Genomic DNA, 26,528 nt, shown 5'->3' with positions numbered 1-26,528 from the left:
GATTTGACTGAGAAAAGCCGCGCATCACGCCGCGCACCGCGGCGATCGCGACGGAAAGAAGTGCTCGTGAGCGCCGAACCTCCGTCTTCCGGCCGCCCGACCGGGCCGCCCTCCGGCCCGCTGTCGGGCTCCTCCCGTCCCCCCTCCGGGCCGCCGCCCGGCGGTGGCGGTGGGGCCAAGGGACCGCACGGGCCGTGGTGGAAGTCCGTTCCCCGCGTGGCGGCCCTTTCCGCCGCTGTCGTCGCCGCCGTGGTTCTCGCGGTGGTGTTCACCCGTCCGAGTGGCGGCCCCTCCGCCAAGGGCGGCGAGGTCTTCCTGCAGTCCGCGAGCAGCAGCGGCCAGGACCCGTTCACGGAGTCGACCGCGAAGGAGAGTTCCGCCCCGCCCCCGCCCGCCGCCTCCGCCGCGCCCTCCGGCACGGCCAACGCGGTGCAGGGAGTGGAGGGCGGGGCGCCCGGCCTGTACGGCGGCACCCAGAAGACGCCCGCCTGTGACGTCGAGAAGCAGATCAAGTTCCTCCAGTCCGACCCGGGCAAGGAGAAGGCGTTCGCCTCCGTGGCCGGCGTCCAGCCCTCCGGCGTACCCGCCTACCTGCGCTCGCTGACCCCGGTCCAGCTGCGCGTCGACACCCGCGTCACCAACCACGGCTACCGCGACGGCGCTCCGACCGCCTACCAGTCGGTGCTCCAGGCCGGCACCGCCGTACTGGTCGACAGCCACGGCGTACCCCGCGTGCGCTGCGCCTGCGGCAACCCGCTGACCTCGCCGGTCGCGCAGAAGACCGCGCCGACGCTGGTGGGCCAGCGCTGGTCGGCGTACCGGCCCTCGAACGTGATCGTGGTCACCCCCGCGCCGACGATCGTCAACGTCTTCGTGCTCTACGACCCCCACCACAACGACTGGATCCACCGCCACCGCGGCGACCACGACTGCCGGCACGACCAGCACGCCAAGCCGCCGGAGTTCCCGCACCCGTGGAACCCGCCGGTGGTACCTTGCCCGCCGGGTACGACCTGGATGCCGGGCGCCTCGCCGCGGCCCTGCCGCTCCACGTCGGGCAAGCCGACCCCGTCGACGTCGTCCTCGTCGAGTTCTTCAGCCTCGCCGTCCTCGTCGAGTTCGGCCTCCTCGTCCGCCTCGCCTTCCTCGTCCTCGTCCTCGCCGTCGTCGAGTGCGTCCTCCTCGTCGAGTCCGGCCCCGTCCCCCTCCTCGTCATCGCCTTCGTCGTCGCCGTCCGAGTCGAAGTCCTCGTCCTCACCGTCGGAGTCGAAGCCGACGGCATCGAAGGCGCCGGAGTCGTCGTCGGCCACGTCCTCCTCCACCGAGGGGGCGTCACCGTCGGCGGGTTCGCCGTCGACCGAGCGCTCGACCGGGCAGCCGTCGACGGCCTCGACCGAGCAGCCGACCGAGCAGCAGCCGGCCACGTCCGCGCAGCCGGCCACGTCCGCGCCGGCGGCTACCCCCGCGCCGCCGTCCTCGGAGCGCTCCGTTCCCGCCCCGGCGGTCCCCGAGACGCCCGGCGAGCCGCCGGCCGTGCCCACGGCCGCTCCCACGGCCGCGCCCACCCATGAGGAGCCGCAGGGCTCGCCCCCGGCATGAGCGGTCGTGGTCTGCGGGTACCGTGACCATCGCCACTCTGCACGGTCGGCGAACGCCTCGGGGGACTGCCGAAGCCGGCTCGGGGTACGAGGACTGGTGCAACAGGAGACCGGCCGGGCCGGGTTTTCGAGAGAGACAGAATGACGAAGCACCTGGGCGGAGCAGTGATACCGACTGGTTTCGACGTACCCGTGGAACCGCTGCGACGCGCGGCGCACTACACCGGTGAACCCGGAAGCATCGCCGAGGCGCGTGCCTTCGCGTCCCAGTTCCTCCAGCAGCTGCGGACCGAGTGGTGCGCCACCGCCGACCGCCGCGCCGACGGCGAGCTGCTCCTGGTCGTGAGCGAACTGGTCACCAACGCCGAACGGCACAGCAACGGCCCGTACATCCTGGAACTCGAAGGCACGGACAGCGCCGTCACAGTGTGCGTCTACGACAGCAGTTCCGCCCTGCCCCGCCCCTACCCCAAGGACCCCGCACGTGTCGGACGGCACGGTCTGGAGATCGTGTACGCCCTGGCCTCGGAGGTCGTCGCGGAGCGCGTGCCGGTCGGCAAGCGGGTGCGCGCCCGCTTCGCACTGAGCCGCTGAGCCGGCGCGCGCCCACCGCCTCAGGCGCAGCCGAGTTCGCCGAGCATGCCCTCGCGCAGCCGGGTGATGATCCGCTTGATCAGCCGGGACACATGCATCTGGGAGCAGCCGAGCCGTTCCCCGATCTCCGCCTGGGTGGCCTCCTCGACGAACCGCAGATGGATGATCCGCCGGTCCCGCTCGCTCAGTTTCGCCATCAGCGGGGCGAGCGCGTGGACGTCCTCGACGAGCCGCAGCCCCTCCTCCTCCACGCCGATGAAGTCCGCGAGCACCGCCTCACCGTCCTCCGGCCCATCGCCGCCGAGCGCGGCGTCCAGGGAGGAGGAGTTGTACCCGTTGGAGGCGAGCTGGGCCTCGACCACCTCGTTCTCGGAGATGTTCATCAGCGTCGCCAGCTCGGCCACCGTCGGGTTCCGGTCCAGCCTGCTGGACAGTTCCTCGCGCGCCTTGGCCAGCTCCACCCGCAGCTCCTGGAGCCGGCGCGGCACGTGCACCGCCCATGTGGTGTCCCGGAAGAACCGTTTGATCTCACCGACGATGTAGGGCAGCGCGAACGTGGTGAACTCCACCTCGCGTGCCAGCTCGAACCGGTCGATGGCCTTGATCAGGCCGATCATGCCGGTCTGGACGATGTCCTCCATGTCGTCGCCGCGGCCCCGGAACCGTCCGGCCGCGAACCGCACCAGCGACATGTTCATCTCGATGAGGGTGTTGCGCGCGTACTGGTACGCGTACGTGCCCTCCTCCAGCTCGGTCAGCCGGCGGAAGAACTGGCGGGACAGCTGACGTGCGTCCAGGGGAGCGACGGACGCCGGGTCCGCGATGCCGGGCAGCACTGCCTTGCCCGTCCCGCTCCACGCGGCCCTCTCCGCGACCTCTGCGTCCGACCGGATCCCGGCGGTGTCCATTGCCTCTCCCACGAAAGTCACGGTGGTACGTCTGCCTCGGCGGCCGCTCGTGCCGATCCTCTGCCGTTCGCCCCGAGTACCCGGAACCCGGCGTTCCATGCGTGCCCGTGCTGCCGTTCACGGAGCGGGTACCCCCGCTCACGCCGCGCATGCACGCACCGCCCCGCAGTGGCGGGAAACGGACCCCGCCCGTCCGGGAGGCCCGGTTTCCCTCAGGGCGCAATGCCGGACCCTTGCTGTCGGCCCTCCCGTCCCTAGGCTGACGTGGGTGAGCAACCAGGTGAGCGACGAAGCCCGAGTGATCCCCCTGCGACCGGTGCCCGCCCGTCCGGCGCGGCCCGAGCCCGAGCCCGCGGAGCCCAAGGAGCCGCTGTGGCGCGATCTGGTCGGCGAGGTGCTGCGCCGCGAGCGGCGGGCACAGGACCGCACCCTGAAGGACGTGGCCGACGCGGCCAGGATCTCGCTGCCCTACCTGTCCGAGATCGAGCGCGGCCGCAAGGAGGCCTCCTCAGAGGTCCTCGCGGCCGCGGCGCACGCCCTCGGCCTGGGCCTCGGCGACCTGCTGTCACTGACGCACGGCGAGCTGACCCGGCGCACCGTCACCCACCGCCGCCCCGCCACCGCGCCGCACCGCGCCTACGACGGGCTCTGCCTGGCCGCCTGAGCGGTCACTTCCCCGGAGCCCGGGTCACTTCTCCCGGAGCCCGCGGAAGAACGCCCGGACGTCGCCGATCAGCAGGTCCGGCTCCTCCATGGCCGCGAAGTGCCCGCCCCGGTCGAACTCCGTCCAGCGCACGAGGTTCTCGGTGCGCTCCGCCTTGTGCCGCAGCGGGATCTGGGGATCGGCCGGGAACACGGCCAGCGCGGTCGGCGCGGTGGACGGCTCGGCCGGCCGGGCGGTCCGTCCGCCGCTCGCGTGCGCCCGCTCGTAGTAGATCCGGGCCGACGAACCGGCCGTTCCGGTGAGCCAGAACAGCATCACGTCGGTCAGCAGCCGGTCCCGGTCCACCGCCTCCTCCGGCAGCTCCTCGCAGTCCGACCACTCGCGGAACTTCTCGACGATCCAGGCGAGTTGACCGACCGGCGAATCCGTCAGGGCGTAGCCGAGCGTATGCGGACGGGTGGACTGCAGGGCGGCGTACCCGGCGCCCTCGCGGAACCACTCGTCCCACCGGCGCCAGGACCGCAGCGTCCGCTCCCGCTCCGCGGGGCCGAGCGCGGCCAGCTCCTCCTCGGTCGGCTCGGTCAGCGCCTGCGCGCCCGGCAGCAGATTGAGATGGACGCCGATCGCCCGGTCCGGATGGGCGCGGCCCAGCTCACGCGAGATCGCCGCGCCCCAGTCACCGCCCTGCAGCCCGAACCGCTCGTAGCCGAGCCGCCGCATCAGCTCCACCCAGGCGTCGGCCACCCGGCGCGCCTCCCAGCCCCGCTCGGTGGTAGGCCCGGACAGTCCGAAGCCGGGGATGCCGGGCAGGACGACATGGAAGGCGTCCGCCGCTTCGCCGCCGTGCGCCACCGGGTCGGTGAGCGGGCCGACCAGGTCCAGGAACTCCACGATCGAGCCCGGCCAGCCATGGGTGATCACCAGTGGTGTGGCGTCCGGCTCAGGGGAGCGGATGTGCGCGAAGTGGACACGGGCGCCGTCGATCGTCGTGGTGAACTGCGGCCACCGGTTCAGCTCGGCCTCCGCGGCGCGCCAGTCGTACTCGTGCCGCCAGTACCGGACCAGCTCCCGCAGGTAGCCGGCCGGGACGCCGTACTCCCAGCCGGCGCCGGGGAGTTCGGCCGGCCAGCGGGTGCGGTCGAGCCGGTCGTGGAGGTCGTCGAGATCGCTCTGCGGGACGGACAGCCGGAAGGGCTCGATGCGTTCGGCGGGTGTGGACGTCATGATCGGAATGCTAGGCGGGATCGCCGTTCACCCGTAGGGATTAGCCGGCGGCCCGGCCGATGAGTTTCGCGGCGCGGATCGGTCCACACTCACGACCGCGCCCCCGCGCAGGAGGTACTCATGACCACCGACGGATTCATCACCTGCCTCTGGTTCGACGGCCAGGCCGAGGACGCCGCCGCGTTCTACGTCTCGGTCTTCAAGAACTCCAGCATCGGCCGTGTCAGCCGCTACACCGACGCCGGGCCCGGCGAGACCGGTTCCGTGCTGACCGTCGAGTTCACGGCCAACGGCCAGAAGTTCGTCGCGCTCAACGGCGGCCCCCAGTTCAAGTTCAACGAGGCCGTCTCCTTCCAGATCCTCTGCGCCGACCAGACGGAGATCGACCACTACTGGACCAAGCTCACCGAGAACGGCGGCGAGGGCGGCCCCTGCGGCTGGCTCAAGGACAGGTACGGCGTCTCCTGGCAGGTCGTCTACGACCGGCTGCTCGACATGATCCAAGACCCCGACCCGGAGAAGAACGCCCGCACCATGAAGTCCATGATGGGCATGGGCAAGCTGGACGTGGCCGCGCTGGAGGCGGCGCACGCGGGGGAGTAGCGCACCGGCACCGGCACCGGCACGGGCACCGTCACCCGGCCTCGGCGAGGATCTCGGTGATCACATGCCGGGAGTTCTCCGCCAGGGCCGGGTAGGTGTCCCAGTAGTACGGCAGCTGGATCAGCGAGATCGACAGCGCCCAGCCGCGCCCCCGCGCCCACTCCGCGTCGTCCGCGCCCACGGCCTCGCGGAAGGTGTCCCGCACGGACACGGGCAGCAGATTCCAGGCCACGATCAGATCCACGGCCGGATCGCCCGCGCCCGCACAGCCGAAGTCGATGACCGCGCTCAGCCGGCCCCCGTCGACCAGCACGTTCCCGGGCGAGAGGTCCCCGTGCGCCCACACCGGCGGACCGGTGTGCTCCGGGGCGCGCAGGGCCTGCTCCCACAGGGCCGCGACCGCGCCGCCGTCGACCCTTCCGCCCAGCTCGGCAAGGGCCGCGCGGGTGGGCTCGTCCCGGTCCCGCAGCGGACCGCCGCGATAGCCGGGCGGAGCGTCGTGCGGGGCGATCCGGCGCAGCCCGCGCACGAACGCCGCCAGGTCCTCGGCGAGCCGTTCCGGCTCCCGTACGGCGCCCGCCACCGGATTGCGCCCCTCCAGCCAGCGGTAGACGGACCAGGGCCATGCAAAGCCCTCGTCCGGCTCGCCGATGCCCACCGGCTCGGGCACCGCGACCGGCAGCAGCGGCCCGAGCCGTGGCAGCCAGCGCTGCTCGTGCGTCAGGTCCGGTACGGCGCCGGGCCGCCGGGGCAGCCGTACCAGCAGGTCGGTGCCCAGCCGGAACATGGCGTTCTCGGTCCCCGAGGACGCGAGCCGCCGTACGGGCAGCGCGGCCTACCGTGGGAACCGGCGGGCGACCAGGCGCCGCACCAGCGGGGCGTCGAGGTCGACCTCGTCCGCGTGCATCCTCTGCGGCAGGTCGCTGTCATCGGCACTCATCGGGTCCATGACAGCGCCTCGACGCCCTCGCTGTCGACCGGTTTCCCGCTGCGCTCAGACCCGGTCGGCCGCGATCAGCAGATACTGGAAGCTGCCGTTGCGGTAGGCGTCGAGGAACGTGTCCTCGATGCCCGTGACCAGATGGCCGGCCTCCTTGCGCAGTTCCCAGTAGGGGATCGTCGCCTCGGTCAGATCCTCGACATGCACCGGCACCAGGCGGTTGCGGGCCATCGCCTTGAAGTACTCCGAGCGCGGGTGGATGTCGCAGATGTAGTGGGCGTTGATCAGGGACACCTCGCGCGAGGCCTGCCCGTAGGTGTCGTTGTAGCAGCCGGTGATCACCACATAGCGTCCGCCGCGGCGCAGCAGCCGGGCGTGCTCGGCGAACAGCAGGTCCAGCTCGACGTACATGGTGGACTCGTTGTTCCAGGACGCCGCGTACGCGCCGGTCTCGAAACCGGTGTCGAGCATGTTGCGGTGGTGGTAGCGCACCTTGTCGTCGATGCCGCGGGCGCGGGCCTGCTCATGGGCGAAGTCGGCCTGTTTCGCCGAGATGGTGACGCCGTCGGCGTGGCAGCCGTAGCGCAGATGGGCCACGACACTGCCGCCGCCCCGGCCGCAGCCGGCGTCGAAGACGCGGTCGGCGGGGGAGAGCGGGCCGAGATGCGAGGCGAGCAGTTCGGCCTGGGCGTGCTCCAGGCGGTGCAGCTCGGTGGTGATGCGGTCCCGGCGCAGGGCCGGATCGGATTCGTCGAGGACCGACCGGTCGGCCGCTCCGATGCCGTAGTGGTGGTGGTACAGGTCGTCGATCCTGCCGAGTTCGAGGTTGACCGGGTTCTCCTCGGCGTTCCAGTAGTCAGCGACCCGGGTCTGGTAGGTGGACTGGGCCGGGACGGGAACGGGAGTGGTCCGGGCGACAGGGGCAGTGGTCAACGGTGGCTCCTCGTGGCGCATGTGACGGTGGTTCCAAAAGACGCGGTAGGGCGCGGTTCTCACCAGTAGTCGGGCAGGTGGTAGCGGTGGGTGTTGGTGGCGTGCCACTCGTGGTTGCCGGACACCCAGGCGGCCAGGCCCTGGGCGTAGCGCTCCACCAGGGGCGAGGTGGCCGACAGCACGGCTGCCTCCTCCTCGAAGGCCGCCATGATCCGGTTGTGGATGTCGACGGACTTCAGGTACGCGGCCTTCAGCCCGTTCCGCTCGTTGGCGGCGATGACCTGGGGCAGATTGAGGTGGGTGGGGTCGCTGGCCAGTTCCTTGGTGAAGGAGTACAGGTCGTTGACGAGCGTGGTGGCGTTGCTGGCGAGGGCGGTGATCCGCTGGATCTCGGGACGGGCGTAGATCTGCTCGGGCAGTTCGTAGCCGTCCACGGCGTCGACGAGCGTCAGACAGGGGCGGAAGTTGTTGAACTGCCGCATCACCAGGTACTCCCAGACCCGCGGCACGTACTTCGTCTCCATCCAGGCGCCCTCGCCCAGATAGCCCAGGTGCAGCCGGGCGATGTCGTACACGAACCGGCTGGTCTGGCTGGGCGTGGCGAAGGTCGCGTAGTCCTCCAGGGCGAAGTAGTACGAGCGCAGCGGACCGTCGGCCTGGATGCCCTCACGCCACTCGGCCTCCAGCTCCGGCACGCCGTGGAAGGGGTCGAGCGCCGACTGGGCGATGATCAGCGGGCCGCCCAGACCGCGCCGCGATCCGCCCCGGCCCTCGTCCTCCTCGCAGTAGCAGGAGTCGACGATGTTCTCGGCGAGCAGGAACTTGCCGGCGGCCGTCAGCCGGTCCAGGTCGAGCGCGCCCGGATGCTGCAGTACGACGGCCCGGCCGAACTGGAAGCCGGAGAAGTCCCCCTTCCAGGCCGCCGGGAACAGATCGAGGTCCCGGGCCCAGGCCTCCAGCCGGCGGTCCACCTCGGCGGCCTTCTCCGGGTCGGCGGAAGCGGCCGGCTGGTAGTGCAGCCCGGGGATCGCCCCGGTGCGCCGCCGCCTGCGCAGGCTCTGCGCGATGTCCGGCGGCCCGGGCAGGGTGTAGACCGGAGCGGATGTGGCCGTGGACTGCTCGGAGGTCATTCGGGGAACCGGCCGATCTGGACGTTCTCCAGGATCCCGGCCGCGTCGGGTACGAGGATGGCCATCGAGTAGTAGGCGGTGACGAGGTAGCTGATGATCGCGGCCGAGTCGATGCCCATGAACCGGACGTTCAGGCCCGGCTGGAACTCCTCGGGGATACCGGTCTGGTAGAGGCCTACGACACCCTGGTCGGCCTCGCCGGTGCGCAGCGCGATGATGCTGGTGGTGTGGTCCTCGCTGATCGGGATCTTGCTGCACGGGAAGATCGGCACCCCGCGCCACGCCGGTACCTCGTGGCCGTCGACGCTCGCGGTGCCGGGCACCAGACCACGCCGGTTGCACTGCCGGAAGAACGCCGCGATCGCCTTGGGATGGGCGAGGAACACCTTGGTCTTGCGCCGCATCGACAACAGCTCGTCCAGGTCGTCCGGCACCGGCGGGCCGGTGAAGGTGCTGATCCGCTGGCCGTAGTCGACGTTGTGCAGAAGCCCGAACTCCCGGTTGTTGACCAGCTCCCACTCCTGGCGCTCGCGGATCTCCTCGACCGTGAGCCGGAGCTGCTGCTGGGTCTGGTCCATCGGATGGTTGTAGAGGTCGGCGACCCGGGTGTGCACCCGCAGCACGGTCTGGGTGAGGGACAACTCGTACTCACGCGGGGCGAGTTCGTAGTCCACGAAACCGCCGGGCAGGGTGGGCTCGCCGACATGGCCGGCCTGCACCGGCACCTCGGCCTCGCCCTTGCGGTTCATCGGCCTGTTCTGCCGCTCGACATACGCCTGCAGATGCGCGGCGAGGGACGGCACCCGCTCGGTGAACTCCTCCACGACGGCCCAGGGCAGCGCGAGCACCACACCGGCTGTCTCGGCCCGCACCGAGCCCAGCCACAGCGGGTCGGACTGGCCGACCGCCTCATCGCCCATCTGGTCGCCGTCGGTGACGACCCCGGTGATCTCCTCCTCGCCGTACTTGCCGGTGGTGTAGCGGGTGAACCGGCCGTGGACGACCAGATACGCCTCCGTCACTGGCTGGCCGGCCTCGAACAGCACCTGCCCGGCGCGCACCTCGCGGGGCTGGAAACGGCCCGCGATCTCGCGCAGCACCTCGATGTCGGGATAGCCGCGCAGGATCGGCAGCTCGGTCAGCGTCTCCGGGATGACCCGGATGTCGTCGGCGCCGTTCTGCTCGAAGTGCACCCGGCCGCGCCCCGTGCGCAGCTGCAGACGCCGGTTGACCCGGTAGGCGCCGCCCTTGACGTCCGTCCACGGCAGGGTCTTCAGCAGCCATCGCGAGGTGATGGCCTGCATCTGCGGTTCGGACTTGGTGGTCGTGGTGAGCTGCCGTGCCGCGCGGGTGCTCAGACTGGTGAGCTGCCCGTCTGCCTCGGGCTCGGGGACGGGCTCGTCGACTGCGGAACCGGTGGCGCTGTCCGGTGTGGTCACATTCCCTCCAGCGGAGCTGCTTGCGAACAGGGGTGGCGGGATCGATGGGTGGTGAGCGTGGTGGCCCTGTACCCGGGCCAAGCCAAACAGCCCTCGTGAGGTGCCCGATACAGCGCGAAGGGGGCGGAACCGTCTACTGAGGTGCGTAAACCTCCGGATGGACGCACACCCGACGAACGCCGCACCCGCGCGCCGGTCCACTGCCCCCTTGATCACCCCCGCCCGACATGCCCGTCAGCGCGCACCCTGCCCTCTCCGGCCTGCACCCTGCCCCCCTCCGGCCTGCGCCCTGCCACCTCCCGGTCTGCGGCCTTCGCCTCCCGACCCGCGGCTCCCGACCCGCGGCCCCCGACCCGCGGCCCCCGACCCGCGGACCGCGGACCGGCTTCGGTGGGTCGTGTTCGTTCGGCGCGCGGGGTGGCGGTGGGGTGGTTAGCGTGTGGTTCGGGGTATAGCGCCACAGGTGGGGATCATTCGTACGGGACACACGCCAGGAGGGCCGCGAGCATGGCCGTACAACCCGAGGGAACGCCCTGTTGGGCCGATGCGATGTTCAGCGATGTCGAGGGAGCCAAGCGGTTCTACAGCGATGTCCTCGGCTGGACCTTCGGCGAGTCGTCGTCGGAGTACGGCAACTACACGCAGGCCTACGCCGACGGCAAGGCGGTGGCCGCCGTCGTCCCGCCCATGCCCGGCCAGGAGGGCCAGTCGCAGTGGTGTCTGTACTTCGCCTCGCCGGACGCCGCCGCCACCGCGGCCAAGATCCGGGAGAACGGCGGCGAGGTGCTGATGGAGCCGATGCAGGTCGGCGACTTCGGCACGATGTGCCTGGCCCGGGAGCCCAGCGGAGCCGTCTTCGGTGTCTGGCAGGCCGGCACCCACGAGGGCTTCGAGGCGGTCGCGACCCCGGGCGCCTACTGCTGGGCGGAGGTCTTCACCCGTGAGCCCGAGAAGGCCGACACCTTCCTGTCCGCCGTCTTCCCGTACCGGATGAAGCAGATCGAGGACCACGCCGTCGACTTCCGGATGTTCGACGTCGGCGAGAACACCGTTCTCGGCCGTATGCGGATGACCGACGACTTCCCGCCCGAGGTGCCGTCGTACATCAACGTCTACTTCACGGTCGACGACTGCGACGAGGCCGTGGCCCGCGCCACCAAGCTCGGCGGTGTCCTCCGCTTCGGGCCGATGAGCAGCCCCTTCGGCCGGTTCGCGGCGCTGAGCGACCCCCAGGGCGCGAACTTCTCGGTGATCGACATCACGACCACTGAGGGCGAGATGCCGAAGGTCAAGGACGTCTGACCCGCCCGTGACGACGTCCGGCCCGGCCGTGGCATGATCGTGCGTATGCGTGAACGTGTGGTGGCCGCGTGCGACGGGGCTTCGAAGGGAAACCCCGGACCGGCCGGATGGGCGTGGGTGGTCTCCGACGACGAGCGGACCGCCGCCCGCTGGGAGGCGGGCCCGCTCGGCAGGGCCACCAACAACGTCGCCGAACTGACGGCCCTGGAGCGGCTGCTCACGGCCGTGGAGCCGGATGTGCCGCTGGAGATCCGCATGGACTCCCAGTACGCGATGAAGGCCGTCACCACCTGGCTGCCGGGCTGGAAGCGCAACGGCTGGAAGACCGCGGCCGGCAAGCCGGTCGCCAACCAGGACCTGGTCGTGCGCATCGACGAGCTGCTCGACGGCCGGTCGGTGGAGTTCCGCTACGTCCCCGCCCACCAGGTCGACGGCGACCCGCTGAACGACTTCGCCGACCGCGCCGCCAGCCAGGCGGCCTCCGTCCAGGAGGCGGCCGGCAGCGCGCTCGGCTCTCCCCTGCCGCCGTCGTCGCCCGACACCCCGAAGGCCGCCGCCCCGCGCAAGAAGGCGCCCCGCCGCACCGGCGGCGGAGCGTCCTCGCGCACCATCAAGGCGAAGTTCCCCGGCCGCTGCCTGTGCGGCCGCTCCTACGCGGCCGGCGAGTCCATCGCCAAGAACACGCAGGGCTGGGGCCACCCGGAGTGCCGTACGGCCGAGGCCTGATCAGCCGTCTTCAGCCCGCCCTCAGCCGGTCTTGGGTCGGTCGTGGGTCGGTCTCGGGCAGTCTTGGCCCGGTCTTCACGCGTTCTCGCTGTCGAAGGTGTAGAACTTCGTGTGGTCCAGCAGGTCCGCCGGACGCACGTCGTTCCACGGCTTCATCGTGTCGTTCAGGTCCACGACGTCCGGGGTGTCGCCGGCCGGCACATACGTCGCGTCCGGATGCCGCCGCTGCCACTCCGCCCACAGCTTGTCGACGAAGGCGTGGTGCAGCCAGAACACCGGGTCGTTGGGGGAGACCCCGGTGCCCATCTGGCCGCCGACCCAGACGTGGACCCGGTTGTGCAGATTGACCCCGCGCCACCCCTCCAGGTTGTTGCGGAAGCCGTCTGAGGCGCTGTTGTACGGCGCCATGTCGTACGTCGGTATCGACAGCACCGACTCCACCTCCGCGCGCGTCGGCAGCTCGCGCACGCCCGTGCCGAGCGAGCGGCGCAGGAAGCCGCGGCCGTCCACCCGTATGTTCATGGGCCAGTTGCCGGCCGCGGCGGCGAACGGGCCGTCCATCACCCGGCCGTCGGTGCTGCGCCCGGTGCCGCCGAGGAAGTCCGGACCCCAGAGCGCGGCACGCACCGTGCGGTCGGTGCTCCAGTCCCAGTACGGCAGCGCGACCGAGGAGTCCACCGACTGCAGCGCCTGCTCGAAGTCGAGCAGGAATCTGCGGTGCCAGGGCAGGAAGGACGGGGAGCGGTGGCCGGTCCGCTCGCCGGTGTCGGTGTCCGACATGATGAACTCGTTGTGCGTGCGGACGAATTCGTCGTAGCGTCCGTTGCGCTTCAACTCCAGAACGGCGCCTACGAATCGCTTCTTCTCGTCGGCGGTCAGGGTGGCCTGGTTCTTGCGTACGGTCATGGTGCGCGATGCTCCGGAAGTCGTTGCGGGGGCGGTCAGTTGGCGGGGAAGGGCAGCAGCGGGGCGCCCTGCAGCTCGTCCACCGCGGCACGGGCGGCGGCGCGCGGGGTGGCCACCGGGGCGTAGTGGCTGACGACGCTGATCCAGCTGCTGTCGGCGTTGCGCATCACGTGCAGCTGCACGCCGTCGATCAACACCTCGATTCCGCCGCCGTGTTCGTGGTGGTGGCCGCCGCCGCTCATCGGGCGGCCCTGTATCCGGCGGCCCTTGTAGACCTCGTCGAAGGTCTGCGGCATCGGCATGGGGTGGTCATGGCCGGCGGCCGAGGCCGCGGGCGCCGCGAGGGTGGTGACGGCTGCCGTCGCGGCGAGAGCTGCCGTCGCGGTGAGCGCGCGGCGCCGGGTGATGTCGGGCATACGGGTCCTCCTGGAGGGTGTTCCGGTGGTGACGACGCATGCCTATCGGGGGCTGCGGGAGCGGAAGAAATCGCCCGGATGCGGTTGGCTGTGATCCGGACAATTGGCTACATGTCGTACAGTGTTGAACCAAGATGATCTTGCTGTGGTCAAGGGGTGATCTGGCCCGGAACGGGGAATTCCTTGCCGTTCGGGCCGTGATTTCGGTGGTCCTTCTCGCCTGCCGCCCGTCCGAGTGGCCCGGCTCACCACGCCAAACTGACGCGATCGGGAGGTTCGGCCGTCCTGCTACCCTGCGGAGGCGTCCGACTACGTCGCGTGAGGGAGCCCGTCCATGACCGTGCCCGACTCGTTCGACCAGACCTCATCCGGCTACAGCCTGCGGCGCGCCTACTGGCTCGCCCGCGCCGCCGATCTCGCCTACAAGGACCGCGCCACCATCGAGGCCCAGGCCGCGAACTGGGGCTTCGGCACCGTGCGGCACCACGAGACCCGGTTCACCCCGCCGTTCCCGCTGCAGGACACCCAGGCGTACACGATGGCCGGCGACCGGATGATCGTCACCGCGTTCCGCGGCACCGAACCCGCGCAGATCAAGGACTGGCTCTCCGACGCCACGACCCCGCCCAGCCCCGGGCCCGGCGGCAACGGGTATGTCCACCACGGCTTCGCCGAGGCCCTGCGCTCGGTGTACCCGGAGGTCGCCGACACCCTTGCGGAACTGCGCACCGACGGCCAGAGCGTCTACTTCACCGGGCACAGCCTCGGCGGCGCCCTCGCCATGCTGGCCGGCGCCCGGATGTATCTGGAGGACCCGCACCTGGCCGCGGACGGCGTGTACACCTACGGCCAGCCGCGCACCTGCGACCGGCTGCTCGCCGACGCTTTCCACCAGGGATTCGGCGGCCGTATGTACCGCTTCGTCAACAACAACGACATCGTCCCCCAGCTGCCGCCCGAGCCCGTCTTCACCCATGTCCGGGCGCTGCGCTACATCGACTCGGGCGGCAGGCTGCACGAGAGCATGCCCATGTTCTCGGCCCTCGCGGACCGGGCCAAGGGGCTGACCGCCGACGCCTTCGCGCCCGCCTCCGACGGCATCCGCGACCACTTCATGCACAACTATCTGGCCGCCCTGGAGAAGAACCTCGGCTGAGCGCCCCGCGCCGGTACGGAAATCATTGGTGAATGGCAATTCACTCGGTAGGGTGAATCGCCATTCACCACGCAGCCGTGCCGCCGACAGGAGCGCCGATGGACCAGCCCGCCCCGATACCCAGGCCACCCGCCGTCACCTCCCGACTGCGGGACCGGCTCACCATCCCGGTGCTGGCGTCGGGCGGCATCCTCATGGCGGTCATGCAGACCGTCGTCGTCCCCCTGCTGCCGGACCTGCCCCGGCTCACCGGCGCCTCCGCCGCGACCGTCTCCTGGACGGTCACCGCCACCCTGCTCTCCGGCGCCGTCCTCACCCCGGTGCTCGGCCGGGCCGGCGACATGTACGGCAAGCGGCGGGTGCTCATCTGCGCGCTCGCCCTGATGACCATCGGCTCGGTGCTGTGCGCACTGACCTCGGACATCGGCGTGCTCATCGCCGCCCGCGCACTCCAGGGCGCCGCCGCCTCCGTCGTCCCGCTGTCGATCAGCATCCTGCGCGACGAACTGCCGCCGCAGCGGCGCGGCTCGGCGGTGGCGCTGATGAGTTCCACCGTCGGCATCGGCGCGGCCCTCGGCTTGCCGCTCGCCGCGCTGGTCGTCCAGTACGCCGACTGGCACACCATGTTCTGGCTGACCGGCGCCCTGGGCGCGCTGGGCGTCGCGGCGACCTGGTGGGCGGTCAAGGAGTCGACGGTACGCGAGCCCGGCCGCTTCGACGTGCTCGGCGCGCTGGGTCTCGCCGCCGGTCTGGTCTGCCTGCTGCTGGGCGTGTCGCAGGGCGGCACCTGGGGCTGGGGGAGCGCACGGGTGCTCGGGCTGTTCCTGGGGGGCGCCGTGGTCCTCGCCGGCTGGTGGTGGCAGCAACTGCGCGCCGAACGGCCGCTGGTCGACCTGCGGTTGGTCTCCCGGCCACGGGTGGGCCTGTCGCATGTGGCGGCCCTGCTGACCGGGTTTGCCTTCTACGCCAACTCGCTGGTCACCGCCCAGCTGGTGCAGGCGCCGAAGGCCACCGGCTACGGCCTCGGCCTGTCGATCGTGGCCACCGGTCTGTGCCTGCTGCCCGGTGGCGTGACCATGCTGCTGCTCTCACCGCTGTCGGCCCGTATCTCGGCCGCGCGCGGCCCGCGGATCACGCTCGCGCTGGGCGCCGCCGTCATCGCCTGCGGCTACGCGCTCCGCATCGCCGACAGTCGCGACCTGTGGATGATCATCCTGGGCGCCACCGTCGTGGCGACCGGGACCACGCTCGCCTACTCGGCGCTGCCGACGCTCATCCTGCGGGCCGTCCCGGCCGCGCAGACCGCCTCCGCGAACGGCGTCAACGTCCTCATGCGCACCATCGGCCAGGCCGCCTCCAGCGCCGCCGTCGCCGCCGTCCTCGTCCACCACAGCAGCCCGGTCGGCGGCATCCCGGTCCCCACCCTGCACGGCTACCAGCTCGCCTTCGCGACGGCGGGCGCCGTCGCCCTCGCCGCCTGCGCCGCCGCCCTGTCCATCCCCGGCGACGGCAGCTCGGACGGCACCCGCCGCGCCGAGGGCACCGCCCGGGACGCCCGCGACGAGGAGATGGAGGGAGCATGAGGGGTGTGAGCACTCCACCCGCACCGAGCCTGTCCGCCCGCCGCGACGCCGAGGCCACCAAGGCGGCCATTCTCACCGCGGCCCGCCACCTCCTCGCCCGGCACGCGCACGCCGACATCACGCTGAAGGCGGTCGCCGAACGCGCCGGTGTCAGCCCGCCGCTGATCGTGAAGTACTTCGGCAACAAGGACGCCCTGTTCGCCCGTGTCATGTCCTTCGACACCGACGCGGACGCCTTGCTGGACGCACCGCTCGCCGGCCTCGGCCGCCACATGGTCCGGCACGTCGTGTCCAGCCAGCGCGAGCGCGGCGCCGACCCGCTGCTGCGCATCGCCTTCGCCCCGCTGCACGGCGACCACGGCGACATCCTGCGCGCCAACTTCCGCGCCCAGGTGACCGATCGCCTCGCCACCCGGCTCACCGGCCCCGACGCGGGCCTGCGCGCCGAACTCGCCGTCGCCGCGCTCGTCGGCCTCGGCGTGATGTACGGCATCGCACGCGGCCCGCGCCTGCGGGAGGCCGGTATCGATGCCATCGCCGACCGCTACGGGCCGCTCGTCCAGGCCCAGTTGACCCCCGGCGGCTGACTCAGCGAGCCTCGTCCGGCCCGGTCAGCAGGGACTGCGCGGCCCTGCGGAAGGCCGCGAGCAGACGGCCGTCGTCGTCGGCCCGGGTCGCCAGGGCGACCTGGCTCGGCGCGACACCGAGCAGCGGGATCGTGGTCAGGCCGGGACGGATGTGAACGCCGGGAACGCCCGCCGTGATCGCCAACACCTGCCCCGAGGCCACGAGTTCGAACTTGTCCTCGAAGCCGTCGACGTACGGACCGTCGGGGGCCGGGCGCCCGTCGGGGCGCGGGTCGATGCGCCAGAACGCGTCCCGGAGCCGGTCCCCGACCCGGGGGAGCGGCTCGTCGGCGATGTCGTCCAGGGTGACCGACTCCTGGCCGGCCAGCCGGTGGCCGGCCGGGACGACGACGACCCGCGGCTCGTCGTAGAGGACCGTCACCCGCAGGCCCTCGGCCGGGATCGGCAGCCGGGCCACGAACGCGTCCATGCGGTGGTCGAGCAGTGCCTCGCGCACCTCCTGCCAGCGCAGATGAAGGGTCCGCACATCGGCGTCCGGAAACCCGCGCCGCAGCTCGCGCACGGCCGGGGTGACGTAGACGCCGGTGGCGTACCCGATGGTGATCCGGCTGGGCTCGGCGGCGGCACGGGCCGCGGCGGCCGCCTGGGCCGCGGCGCGCAGCAGGTCCCTGGCCCGCGGCAGAAAGGCCTCGCCCGCCCCGGTGAGCCGGGTGCCCCGCGGGGTGCGGTCCAGCAGCCGGGCGCCGAGCACCTGCTCCAGCCGTCGCACCTGACGGCTGAGGGAGGGCTGGGTGATGTGCAGAGCGGTGGCGGCGCGCCCGAAGTGCCGGTGCTCGGCGACGACGGTGAAGTACCGAACCAGCCTCAGATCGAGGTCGGGAGTGCCTGCCGGGGCGTCCATCGTGCCAGCGTACGTCCCCCGCCGACCTGGTGTGATGCCTCAGGCGTATCACCTTGTGCGAAACAGGCTTTGGACGCGGTCGGCCGGGCGGACCGACGATGGAATCACTTCCACCCAGCATCACAGGAGCGCCTCACCATGCGTGTTTTCGTCACCGGTGCGACCGGGTTCATCGGCTCCGCCGTCGTCCCCGAACTGATCCGCGCGGGCCACCGGGTCGTCGGACTCGCCCGCTCGGACGACGGCGTGGCCGCCCTGGAGGCGGCCGGGGCCGAGACCCACTGCGGCAGCCTGGACGACCCGGAGGGCCTGGCCCGCGCGGCGGCGCAGGCCGACGGCGTCATCCATCTCGCCACCAAGCACAGCGGCACCGACGCCCATGCCGCGGGCGCCGCCGACCTGCGGGCCATCGAGGCGATGGGCGCCGCGCTCGCGGGTTCCGGCCGGCCCTTCGTGGTCACGTCGGGCACGCTGATCGCCGCGGCGGGCCGCCTCGTCACCGAGGAGGACGGACCGGCCCCGGGCACCCACCGGACCGCCTCCGAGGAGGCGGCCGTCGCGCTGGCCGCAGACGGTGTGCGGTCCTCGCTGGTCCGGCTCGCCCCGAGCGTGCACGGCCGCGGCGACCAAGGCTTTGTGCCGCGCCTGATCGCGATCGCACGCGAGAAGGGCGTGGCGGCCTGTGTCGGTGACGGTGCCAACTGCTGGCCGGGACTCCACCGGTACGACGCCGCCCGCCTGTTCCGGCTGGCCCTGGAGCGGGCACCCGCCGGCAGCAGGCTGCACGGGACGGACGAGGAAGGGGTGCCCTTGCGCGCCATCGCCGAGGTGATCGGCCGGCACCTGGACGTGCCCGTCACCGGGATCCCGCCCGAGCGGGCCCACGAGCACTTCGGCTTCCTCGGCCGGTGGGTCGCGGTCGACAACCCCACGTCGAGCGCGCTGACCCGCAAGCTGCTCGGCTGGGAGCCGCGTGAGCCGGGACTGCTCGCGGACCTGGACGAGGGCCATTGCTTCCAGGTCTAGTGCCCCGGCAGGCAGCGGTCAGCGCAGCAGGCGGTCCAGGAAAGCGTTACCGAACACCCGGTGCGGATCCAGGCGGTCGAGAACGGCGACCGCCCGCGTCCACACCTCCCGGCCGAAGGTAGCGGGCACGGCCGTGCCGAGCACCTCCGCGTCGCTCCAGGCGGCGTCCGCCGTGTACCCCCAGCCCTTGGACCACTCCACACGGGCGAGGGCGTGCCCGCCGTCGTAGCTGTCCAGCAGGAACCGCTCCAGCTCGCGCAGGAACTGCCCGGCGTACGGCGTGCCGGGCAGGGTCAGTACGTCCAGCCACACCGCCGTGTCCCACTCGGGACGGTCCGCGCGCGGCCGCAGCGCGGACAGCAGCGGTGCCTCGGCGCCCGGCACCCCGGCGTCGGCCGGGTCGTCGAGACCGGTGACCCGGATCTCCACCGAGCCGTTGACCGGGAAACGGCCCCGTGCCGCGTACGCGGCCAGCAGCTCCCGGTAGTACCGCGTGAACTCGTGCACCACCCGCTGCACTCCGGCCCGGGTGGTGTGCACCGCGTACCCGTTCGCGGTCACCCGCAGGGTGGTCGGCCGCAGATACAGCAGCGTGTTCTTCGACGGTCCCCACAGGTCGGCGGAGTCCGTGGCCGCGAGCCCCAGGGAGGCCACGGTGAGCTGCGCGGCACCGAGTTCCAGCGCCAGGTACCAGGCCGCGCCCGTCACCAGCCGCCCCGCCAGATCGGCCACGGGCTCCGGCACGCGGTCGGAGAAGGGGTAGTTGTACGGCGCGGTGACCTGTCGCGAGCGGGCCGGCCGGACCGGCGCGACGCTCCACTCCTTCAGCCACGGGAACTCGGTGAAGGCGAACCAGATCGCCTCGACGCGGCCCGAACGCCGCAGGAAGCCCTCCAGGGTGCGGCCGCCGGAGCCGGGCGCCGCGAACAGCTCGCCGGCGGGGATGTCGGTGCGGCTGACACAGCGCAGCCGGGTGTCGGGGCCGACCCGCAGCACCACTTCGGTGACGAACGTCCGGCCGAGATGCGTGAGCAGCGCGGCGCAGTCCGCCTCCGTACGGCGGAACGTCCGCAGCACATACGCCCGGCTGGCCGCGTCCCACACCACCGCCGTCAGCTCCAGTACCCGGTTGCTGAGCGAGCCGTACGTGCTTCCCGGCGGCGGACGTTCGCCGTCGGCCGGTACGGCGGTGCCGTGCGCGTCGATCGCCAGGGCGCCGCCGAGGGTCAGATCGCCCGGCGCGGGCGTCGCGGTGAGGCCCAGCCCGTGCCCCTCCAGGAACGTGAGCAGGGCCTCCAGGGTGACTCCGCTGCCGGCACGGACCGCCGAGTCCGACTCCAGCGTCAGCCCGGTCAGATGCGAGGCCGTGTCCACCAGCAGGACGCGGCTGTCCGCCCGCGTCCCCTCGGTGATCGTGAGCGGCGACCAGCCGTGGGAGCGTCCTCGCGCCCGGACCCGCCAGCCGGCCCGCCATGCCCAGTCGACCACGGCGAGCACCTGCTCCGGTCCCCTCGGCGCACAGGCCCACAGCCCGTCGGCGGTGATCGCACCCGCCCAGTTGCGGTACGCCGAGCGGTAGAGCGCCACCCGCGCCGGAAACCCGGGCAGTTCGGCCGCGGCCAGCGCCGGGTCGGCCGCGATCAGCACCGGTACGGCGGCCAGCGCGGCGGCCCCGCGCAGCAGACCGCGCCGGCTGAGCGGGTCCGAACTGCCGCCCACGGAAAGGAGGTTGTCCGACGAACGATCGATCACGGGGTCACGTTAGGAGGCGCCGCAGGGTTCTCCGCGTTCCATCGACGCATCTCACCCATGTGGGTGACAGACCTACAGGCCGCCCGCCGGAGCGGTCCGTTCCGCGTGCCCCGTCCCGGATGACAGACTGGCGCCATGGACGAACGCGCATTCCGCAGGTCGGGTCAGTGGGCATCGGTGGTCGGTCTCGGCACATGGCAGCTGGGCGCCGACTGGGGCGACGTGGACGACAAGGAGGCCCTGTCCGTCCTGGAGGCGGCGGCCGAGGCGGGGGTCACCTTCTTCGACACGGCCGACGTGTACGGCGACGGCCGCAGCGAGGAGACCATCGCCTCCTTCCTGCGCGGCCGGCCCGACCTGCATGTGCTGGTGGCGACCAAGATGGGCCGCCGCGTCGAGCAGATCCCCGCGAACTACGTCCTGGACAACTTCCGTACCTGGAACGACCGTTCACGCCGCAACCTCGGCGTCGACCGCATCGACCTGGTCCAGCTGCACTGCCCGCCCACGCCCGTCTACTCCACCGACGCGGTGTTCGACGCCCTGGACACCCTGGTCGAGGAGGAACGCATCGCGGCCTACGGCGTCAGCGTGGAGACCTGTGCCGAGGCGCTGACCGCGATCGCGCGGCCGAACGTGGCGAGCGTACAGATCATCCTCAACCCGTTCCGCATGAAGCCCCTGCGCGAGGTGCTGCCCGCCGCCCGCGAGGCCGGCGTCGGCATCATCGCGCGCGTGCCGCTCGCCTCCGGCCTGCTGTCCGGCAAGTACACCAAGGACACGGTGTTCGCCGCCAACGACCACCGCACCTTCAACCGGCACGGCGAGGCCTTCGACCAGGGCGAGACCTTCTCCGGCGTCGACTACGCGACCGGTGTCGAGGCCGCCGCCGAGTTCGCCGCGCTCGCCCCCGAGGGGTACACCCCGGCCCAGCTGGCGCTGCGCTGGATCGTCGAGCAGGACGGCGTGACCACGGTGATCCCCGGCGCCCGTACCCCGGAGCAGGCCCGCGCGAACGCGGCCGCAGCCAAGCTGCCGCCGCTGCCTCAGGAGACCTTCACCGCGATCCGCGAGCTGTACGAGCGGCGGATCGAGAGCCAGGTCGTGCACCGCTGGTAGGCGCCTGGACGCGCGTCGTTTGAACGAACGGCCCGACGGTTACACGCAATCGCATGACGGAGGACGGACGGCGCAGGGGGCGCAACGAGACCGAGGAGGAGCGGGCCGACCGGATGTGGGTCGAACTCATCCAGGAGGTCCGCGTCGCCCAGACGGGTGTGCAGATCCTCTTCGGCTTCCTGCTGACCGTCGTCTTCCAGCAGAAGTACGCCCAGCTCGCCGCCGCCGACCAGGCCATCTACATCGGGACCGTCGTCCTCGGCGCCTGCGCGACCGGAGCCCTCGTCGGACCGGTGTCCCTGCACCGCCTGGTCTCCGGCCGCCGGGTGAAGCCGCAGGCGGTGCGGCTGGCGTCCCGGATGACGTTCGCCGGACTGGTCCTGCTCCTGATGACGATGGCCTCGGCCCTGCTGCTGATCCTGCGGGTGGCCACGCACAGCGGCTATGTGCCCTATCTGGTGGCGGCCGTCGTCGTCTGGTACCTGGTCTGCTGGTACGGCCTGCCCCTGTGGGCCCGGCGCCACCACACCCGGCCGGAGGACCGGGCCGAGCCCCCGGGGCCGGCCGGCGGCGCCGCCGGCCAGGGTCACGCCTAGACGGAGCGACTCCGGAAAGGCGACCACGCCGCCGAACCCGGCGTGAGGAGTACGGCTGTTCAGCCGGCGGCGAGGATCTCGGCCAACAGCTCGTCGACGGGGAAGCGTTCCCGGCCCGGCGGCACGACCCGGTGGGTCTCCCGCAGGAACGCGGCGACGGCTGGCGCCCAGGCGAACACCACCGCGTGGTGCCGGCTGCCGTCCGGCCGGGCGAGGCCGAGGAACTCCATGCGCAGCTCGTGCCACGCACCGGTCGAGGCCGGCCGCAGCCGCACGTCCCCGGCGCCGACCGGCCGCAGCAGACCGTCGCGGAGCATCTCCCGGTCCAGCCGCCAGCAGGCCAGCACATGCCCGTCGTGACCGAAGACGGCGGTGACGGCGAACGGGTCGGCGGCGTCGTAGCCGAGATGGGCGAACACGGGGCAGCGGCCGGTGCCTTCGGCACGCAGCTCCACCAGCAGGGTCGTGTGCACGAACGACTTCATGCGAGGGCCTCCGGCAACGATCGGCTCACGACCCTCTAGTACCCCGTGTCGCCCGGAAAGCTCACTCCTGCGACTGATTCCGGCCGGTTCCGCGCAGTGCGGTCAGGCAGCTGCCGATGGCGTGCTGGAGTTCCTCCAGCCGCTGGACCATGTCGTCCTCGTAGAAGTCCTGGGCGTCGTCGAAGGTCAGCTCCTCGAACGCCTTGGTCGCCTTCTGCAGGCTGCTGTAGAACTTCGTACGCCGCTCCTGGACGCGCAGTTCAGGATCGGCCTCCACGGCCTCCACGACGAGCGACTTCATGGTGTCGTAGGCCTCGGCGGCCCACTCGCCGGTGTCCTCGCCGTCCTCCAGCTCGTCGATCAGCGACAGATGGCGCTCGGCCTCGTCGCGCAGCTCGGCCGGGGCCTCGACGGTCTGCCCGGCCGGGGTCCTGATCTGCCCGGACTCGGCGATCTGCCGGACGTAGCCGATCCGGTCGGCGGCCCGGCTCTCGGTCGCGACGGCCTTCTTCAGGTCGTCGGTCCGTACGACGTCGCGCGCCAGCTCCGCCTGCAGCTCGGGGTCCTCCCGCACCCGGTCCAGCAGGGCGGCGCGGGCCGCGCGGGCGGTCGAGGGGTCGGCGAGGATCGCGGCGCGCAGCGCGGTCGGGTTCTCGGCGACCTCCAGCGCCTTGGTGGGGCGGATGCCCTCGGCCTCGGCGGCCTCGGCGATCGCGGTGCCGCGCTCGGAGGTCGCGCTGTTGCGGGAGACGTAGTAACTCAGCCACACGTCCGCGTCCGGCAGGTCGATCTCCTGGCCCGGCTCAAGGGCCTCGAAGTGCGGCACGAGCCCGTCGTCGGCGGCCCGGTCCCAGGCCTTGTAGTAGCGCATGACCCGTTCCGGGGAGCAGCCGGCCAGCTCGGCGAACTCCTTCGCGGACACCTTCGGCGTCTCACCGGCGGCCTGTCCGCCGGGCCGCACACTGCGGGCCACCATCAGCGCGAAGGCCCAGCTTCCGGTGCGCGCGTAGCCGCCGAAGGCACGGGCGTCGCGCGCCACCGGCTCGGACAGCGGCGGCGCGGCCGGGGCGGACGTCTCGGACGGGTCGATGACCAGGGTCACGGATGACTCTCCTGCGAAGATGCTCAAGGGACCGCACCCGGAAGCGGGCGCGGACAGGAAAGCCTATCCGGGCCCTGGGCCGGTCCCCGTCAGTTCTCCGGCGCCCGGAACGTCTGCAGGAACGTCGTCAGCGCCAGCCGGTTCGCGGCGTCGTCCCAGGCCGCGGCCGGGGTGGTGAAACGCAGGGAGAAGGCGTCGCCGCCGCCGAGCAGGAAGCCGCGCCCGAAGGTGTGCACCCGCGCGTCCCCCGTCCCGGCCAGCCACTGAAGGTCGGCGGCCCGGTGACCCTGGTACATGGTGGCCCGGACGGCGCCGACGCGCTGGTAGCCGGACAGCCGCCGCAGATCCGGTTCGACGTCGTCCTGCCAGACCGCGACCGGGTCCGGGCCCACGTGCTCGCTGTGCGTGACGGCAAGCGTGGGGGAGGCGCCGCCCTGACCGAGGGTGATGCGGTAGGCCCCGGGGACGCGGGAGGTGGTCAGCCGCTTCCAGCCGTCGGGCAGGGCGACGGAGAAGCCCTCCGGGGCGGTGTAGCGCCGGTAGCCGGCCGGCAGGGCGGACGTGGCGGAGGCGGTCGGCGTAGGGCTCGCGGAGGGCGTCGCGGTGCTGCCGCCGCGCCGGCCGGCGGACGTGGCCGGGGCGCCCGGGTGGTCCGGCGCCTGCGCGGTGCCGGTGCCCGGCAGCAGATGAGCCGCGGCGAGGACGGCCGCGGCAACGGTGAGCACGGCCAGTGCGGTACCGGCCGCCAGGGCCGGCCTGCTCCGCCCGCGCCCGGCGAGCCGCACCCCCTGGTACGCGCCGCGCAGCCGGGGTGCCGGGGCCGGCCGCCGGTCGGCGTCGCTGTCCCCGTCGAGGGCCCGGATCAGCGCGTCGCGGACCACCGGCCGGGACAACCGCTCCCGCGAGTTCTTCCGCAGCAGCCCCTGCACGGCCTGGGTGAGCGGGCCCGCGCGCAGCGGAGTGCGCAGCGGCAGCCGGTCCACGGCCTTCAGGGTGGCGTCGGGCCGGCCCCGGTCCCGGAACGGCGGCCGGCCCTCCACCATCGTGTACAGCAGCGCGCCCAGCGCCCACAGATCGGCGGCCGGCCCCAGGCGCTCGTCGCGGGCCTGCTCCGGCGAGGCGTACGACGGAGCCGTCAGCCGCGGCACCAGGGTCGCGCCGGCCAGCCCGAACCCGGTGACGACGACCGGGCCGCTGTCCCGCACGAAGACCTGGCCGGGGCTCAGCTCGCCGTGGGTGATGCCCTCGTCGTGCGCGGCGCGCAGCACGTCGAGCAGCTCCAGACCGATCCGGGCCGCCCGTACCGCGTTGAACGCGCCCTCGCGGTCGAGGAGTTCGGTGAGGGGCGTGCCGTCGATCCACTCGGTGACCGTCCACAGGGCGCCGGCCTCCACCACCGCGTCGACGACCGCGGCGACCTGGCCGGGACACAGCAGCCGCATGGTCTCGCAGGTCCGCACGACGCGGGCCGTGACCCGACGCGCGGCGTCGTCCGCGCAGGACTCCGGCAGGGCGGTCTGGGCCACCAGCCGTGGCTGCTCCGCCGTCACGTCCTCGGCGTACCACCACAGGCGGTTCGTCTCGCGGGCGAAGACCTCCAGGAGCCGGTACCGTCCGGCCACCAACTCGTGTGCGGAGACGTGCGCCTTGACCATGGTCATCCCTCGCTGAGAACCCCTGTTGCGTGTCTCACAGGGGTACGCGGCGCAGGCCGGGGTGTGTTCAAAGAATCCGTGACTCGGGCGCCGTTCCTGCCTTTCATTCAATTCTTCGAAAGGGCTTGCGAGTTTGGGATGGCCGCACCCGGCTGTCGTTCGACCTGCGGGTAACCGAGGGTAATTCCCGGGTGCGGCCCGGTCTCACAGCAGTCCGAACCGCTCGGCCCAGCCGGTCAGTTCGCCCGGCGTCGTATTGCCGCCGCACACCACGAGGCCGATCCGGGCGCCGTCGCCGACCCGTGCCGCCACCTGCCGGGCGGCCGGCAGCAGACAGCCCGCGGCCGGCTCGGCCCAGACCTTGGCGTGCTCGGCGAGGTCCAGGCAGCCCTGCACCGCGTCCCGGTCCGGGACCACCAGCACCTCCTCGACCAGCGCGGACACATGGTCGTACGTCAGCTGGGACACGGCGGGCGCGCTGAGCGTGGTGACCACGGACGACAGGGGCACCTGCACCGGGCCGCCCGCCTTCAGCGCGGCGGACATGGCCTCGGCGCCGGCGGTCTCCACGCCCCACACGCGCACCCCGGGCCGCCTGGCCGCGAGGGCCACCGCGATCCCGGCGATCAGCCCGCCGCCCCCGATGCTGACGACGACGTCCGTGAGGTCCTCCGCGTCCTCGGCCAACTCCAGCCCGACCGTGCCCTGTCCGGCGATCACCACCGGGTCGTCGAACGGGTGGACCAGGGTCAGCCCCTCGTCCCGCAGCCGTGTCACCAGCTGGAACGCACTGTCCATACCGTCGGTCAGCCGTACCGAGGCCCCCGCCTCCCCGGCGAGCGCGACGGAACGCGCGGACGCGGTACGGGGCATGACCACGGTCGCCTTCACATCGAGGGCCGCGGCCATCACCGCGAGGGCGATCCCGTGGTTGCCGCCGCTGACCGCGACCACGCCCGCCGCCCGCTCGGCCTCGCTGAGCGACAGCAGCTTCGCCGTCGCCCCGCGCGCCTTGAACGAGCCGGTGCGCTGGAGCAGTTCGAGCTTGGTGGTGACCGGGACGCCGAGCAGCGCGGTCAGCCCCGGGCTCGCCACGGTGGGCGTCCGCACGACATGCCCGGCGATCCGCTCCGCCGCCGCTTCGATCTCCCTGATGCCGATCAAGGTGCTTCACCCTTCCGGC

At 72.3% G+C, this 26,528-nt stretch carries 24 protein-coding genes and 2 pseudogenes; 12 read left to right on the top strand and 14 right to left on the bottom strand.

Annotated elements, in window-relative coordinates:
- Positions 1–66: 66 nt before the first annotated feature.
- Both AB0L75_RS13665 and AB0L75_RS13660 read left to right on the top strand, forming a co-directional pair.
- Positions 67–924, top strand: a pseudogene (locus AB0L75_RS13665) (DUF6777 domain-containing protein); the annotation flags it as partial.
- Positions 925–1,739: 815 nt separating this feature from the next.
- On the top strand, positions 1,740–2,192 hold the full coding sequence (locus AB0L75_RS13660) for an ATP-binding protein (protein ID WP_365179987.1): 453 nt from the start codon (positions 1,740–1,742) through the stop codon (positions 2,190–2,192).
- 20 nt (positions 2,193–2,212) lie between these two features.
- Here AB0L75_RS13660 and AB0L75_RS13655 read toward each other — a convergent pair whose 3' ends face one another.
- Positions 2,213–3,100: an RNA polymerase sigma factor SigF gene (locus AB0L75_RS13655; protein WP_365180619.1), complete on the bottom strand. Its 888-nt coding sequence runs from the start codon at positions 3,098–3,100 to the stop codon at positions 2,213–2,215.
- A 268-nt stretch (positions 3,101–3,368) separates the two neighbouring features.
- On the opposite strand from AB0L75_RS13655, the gene AB0L75_RS13650 reads away from it, so the two are divergent.
- Positions 3,369–3,764 (top strand): helix-turn-helix transcriptional regulator, encoded by a 396-nt coding sequence (locus AB0L75_RS13650; RefSeq protein ID WP_365179984.1) that lies wholly within the window; start codon positions 3,369–3,371, stop codon positions 3,762–3,764.
- A 24-nt stretch (positions 3,765–3,788) separates the two neighbouring features.
- Here the strand turns inward: AB0L75_RS13650 and AB0L75_RS13645 are convergent, their stop codons facing one another.
- On the bottom strand, positions 3,789–4,988 hold the full coding sequence (locus AB0L75_RS13645) for an epoxide hydrolase family protein (protein WP_365179981.1): 1,200 nt from the start codon (positions 4,986–4,988) through the stop codon (positions 3,789–3,791).
- Positions 4,989–5,108: 120 nt separating this feature from the next.
- Here AB0L75_RS13645 and AB0L75_RS13640 point away from each other — a divergent pair, with 120 nt between their 5' ends.
- The gene (locus AB0L75_RS13640) at positions 5,109–5,591 is read left to right on the top strand and encodes a VOC family protein (RefSeq protein ID WP_365179978.1); all 483 of its coding nucleotides are present in this window, start codon (positions 5,109–5,111) and stop codon (positions 5,589–5,591) included.
- A gap of 31 nt (positions 5,592–5,622) precedes the next feature.
- Here the strand turns inward: AB0L75_RS13640 and AB0L75_RS13635 are convergent.
- The 4 genes and pseudogenes from AB0L75_RS13635 to AB0L75_RS13620 all read right to left on the bottom strand — a co-directional run bounded on the left by AB0L75_RS13635 (position 5,623) and on the right by AB0L75_RS13620 (position 10,033).
- Positions 5,623–6,498: pseudogene (locus tag AB0L75_RS13635) on the bottom strand (aminoglycoside phosphotransferase family protein).
- Positions 6,499–6,585: 87 nt separating this feature from the next.
- On the bottom strand, positions 6,586–7,464 hold the full coding sequence (locus tag AB0L75_RS13630) for a geranyl diphosphate 2-C-methyltransferase (RefSeq protein WP_365179975.1): 879 nt from the start codon (positions 7,462–7,464) through the stop codon (positions 6,586–6,588).
- Between the two features lie 59 nt (positions 7,465–7,523).
- Positions 7,524–8,594, bottom strand: coding sequence for a family 2 encapsulin nanocompartment cargo protein terpene cyclase (locus AB0L75_RS13625; protein ID WP_365179972.1), 1,071 nt, complete (start codon positions 8,592–8,594; stop codon positions 7,524–7,526).
- The gene (locus AB0L75_RS13620) at positions 8,591–10,033 is read right to left on the bottom strand and encodes a family 2B encapsulin nanocompartment shell protein (protein ID WP_365179969.1); all 1,443 of its coding nucleotides are present in this window, start codon (positions 10,031–10,033) and stop codon (positions 8,591–8,593) included. Before AB0L75_RS13620 ends, AB0L75_RS13625 begins: the two co-directional genes overlap by 4 nt.
- 507 nt (positions 10,034–10,540) lie before the next feature.
- Between AB0L75_RS13620 and AB0L75_RS13615 the strand changes: the two genes are divergently transcribed.
- Positions 10,541–11,335 (top strand): VOC family protein, encoded by a 795-nt coding sequence (locus tag AB0L75_RS13615; protein WP_365179966.1) that lies wholly within the window; start codon positions 10,541–10,543, stop codon positions 11,333–11,335.
- Positions 11,336–11,368: 33 nt separating this feature from the next.
- Complete coding sequence (locus tag AB0L75_RS13610) at positions 11,369–12,061, top strand: ribonuclease H (protein ID WP_365179962.1); 693 nt, start codon at positions 11,369–11,371, stop codon at positions 12,059–12,061.
- 75 nt (positions 12,062–12,136) lie between these two features.
- Here AB0L75_RS13610 and AB0L75_RS13605 read toward each other — a convergent pair whose 3' ends face one another.
- Both AB0L75_RS13605 and AB0L75_RS13600 read right to left on the bottom strand, forming a co-directional pair.
- Complete coding sequence (locus tag AB0L75_RS13605; protein WP_365179959.1) at positions 12,137–12,967, bottom strand: tyrosinase family protein; 831 nt, start codon at positions 12,965–12,967, stop codon at positions 12,137–12,139.
- Positions 12,968–13,002: 35 nt separating this feature from the next.
- Positions 13,003–13,383 carry a tyrosinase cofactor gene (locus AB0L75_RS13600; protein WP_365179956.1) on the bottom strand — a complete coding sequence of 127 codons (381 nt, stop codon included), beginning with the start codon at positions 13,381–13,383 and terminating at the stop codon, positions 13,003–13,005.
- Between the two features lie 334 nt (positions 13,384–13,717).
- Between AB0L75_RS13600 and AB0L75_RS13595 the strand changes: the two genes are divergently transcribed.
- The 3 genes from AB0L75_RS13595 to AB0L75_RS13585 all read left to right on the top strand — a co-directional run bounded on the left by AB0L75_RS13595 (position 13,718) and on the right by AB0L75_RS13585 (position 16,709).
- The gene (locus AB0L75_RS13595; protein ID WP_365179953.1) at positions 13,718–14,539 is read left to right on the top strand and encodes a lipase family protein; all 822 of its coding nucleotides are present in this window, start codon (positions 13,718–13,720) and stop codon (positions 14,537–14,539) included.
- A gap of 98 nt (positions 14,540–14,637) precedes the next feature.
- Complete coding sequence (locus AB0L75_RS13590; RefSeq protein WP_365179950.1) at positions 14,638–16,122, top strand: MFS transporter; 1,485 nt, start codon at positions 14,638–14,640, stop codon at positions 16,120–16,122.
- Complete coding sequence (locus tag AB0L75_RS13585; RefSeq protein ID WP_365179947.1) at positions 16,119–16,709, top strand: TetR family transcriptional regulator; 591 nt, start codon at positions 16,119–16,121, stop codon at positions 16,707–16,709. The genes AB0L75_RS13590 and AB0L75_RS13585 overlap by 4 nt, the downstream gene beginning before the upstream one ends.
- A 1-nt stretch (position 16,710) precedes the next feature.
- On the opposite strand, the gene AB0L75_RS13580 is transcribed toward AB0L75_RS13585, so the two are convergent.
- Positions 16,711–17,610, bottom strand: a complete 900-nt coding sequence (locus AB0L75_RS13580; protein ID WP_365179944.1) for a LysR family transcriptional regulator — start codon at positions 17,608–17,610, stop codon at positions 16,711–16,713.
- 138 nt (positions 17,611–17,748) lie between these two features.
- Here AB0L75_RS13580 and AB0L75_RS13575 point away from each other — a divergent pair, with 138 nt between their 5' ends.
- On the top strand, positions 17,749–18,636 hold the full coding sequence (locus tag AB0L75_RS13575; protein WP_365179941.1) for an SDR family oxidoreductase: 888 nt from the start codon (positions 17,749–17,751) through the stop codon (positions 18,634–18,636).
- 18 nt (positions 18,637–18,654) lie between these two features.
- Here the strand turns inward: AB0L75_RS13575 and AB0L75_RS13570 are convergent, their stop codons facing one another.
- Entirely contained in the window at positions 18,655–20,388 is a 1,734-nt protein-coding gene (locus AB0L75_RS13570; protein ID WP_365179938.1) for a cholesterol oxidase substrate-binding domain-containing protein, read from the bottom strand.
- A gap of 135 nt (positions 20,389–20,523) precedes the next feature.
- Between AB0L75_RS13570 and AB0L75_RS13565 the strand changes: the two genes are divergently transcribed.
- Both AB0L75_RS13565 and AB0L75_RS13560 read left to right on the top strand, forming a co-directional pair.
- Entirely contained in the window at positions 20,524–21,507 is a 984-nt protein-coding gene (locus AB0L75_RS13565) for an aldo/keto reductase (RefSeq protein ID WP_365179935.1), read from the top strand.
- A 53-nt stretch (positions 21,508–21,560) separates the two neighbouring features.
- Entirely contained in the window at positions 21,561–22,103 is a 543-nt protein-coding gene (locus AB0L75_RS13560; RefSeq protein WP_365179931.1) for a DUF6328 family protein, read from the top strand.
- Between the two features lie 59 nt (positions 22,104–22,162).
- On the opposite strand, the gene AB0L75_RS13555 is transcribed toward AB0L75_RS13560, so the two are convergent.
- The 4 genes from AB0L75_RS13555 to AB0L75_RS13540 all read right to left on the bottom strand — a co-directional run bounded on the left by AB0L75_RS13555 (position 22,163) and on the right by AB0L75_RS13540 (position 26,509).
- Positions 22,163–22,588 (bottom strand): SsgA family sporulation/cell division regulator, encoded by a 426-nt coding sequence (locus AB0L75_RS13555; RefSeq protein WP_365179928.1) that lies wholly within the window; start codon positions 22,586–22,588, stop codon positions 22,163–22,165.
- 61 nt (positions 22,589–22,649) lie between these two features.
- Positions 22,650–23,690, bottom strand: coding sequence for a hypothetical protein (locus AB0L75_RS13550; protein ID WP_365179925.1), 1,041 nt, complete (start codon positions 23,688–23,690; stop codon positions 22,650–22,652).
- Between the two features lie 89 nt (positions 23,691–23,779).
- Positions 23,780–25,351 (bottom strand): protein kinase, encoded by a 1,572-nt coding sequence (locus tag AB0L75_RS13545; RefSeq protein ID WP_365179922.1) that lies wholly within the window; start codon positions 25,349–25,351, stop codon positions 23,780–23,782.
- Between the two features lie 198 nt (positions 25,352–25,549).
- Positions 25,550–26,509 carry a threonine/serine dehydratase gene (locus AB0L75_RS13540; RefSeq protein ID WP_365179919.1) on the bottom strand — a complete coding sequence of 320 codons (960 nt, stop codon included), beginning with the start codon at positions 26,507–26,509 and terminating at the stop codon, positions 25,550–25,552.
- Positions 26,510–26,528 lie beyond the last annotated feature (19 nt).

It is taken from the genome of Streptomyces sp. NPDC052101 (genome assembly GCF_040680235.1).
Classification (GTDB): Bacteria; Actinomycetota; Actinomycetes; order Streptomycetales; family Streptomycetaceae; genus Streptomyces.
Note: the sequence above shows the minus strand (reverse complement) of the source record. Positions and strands in the feature narration are given on the sequence as shown.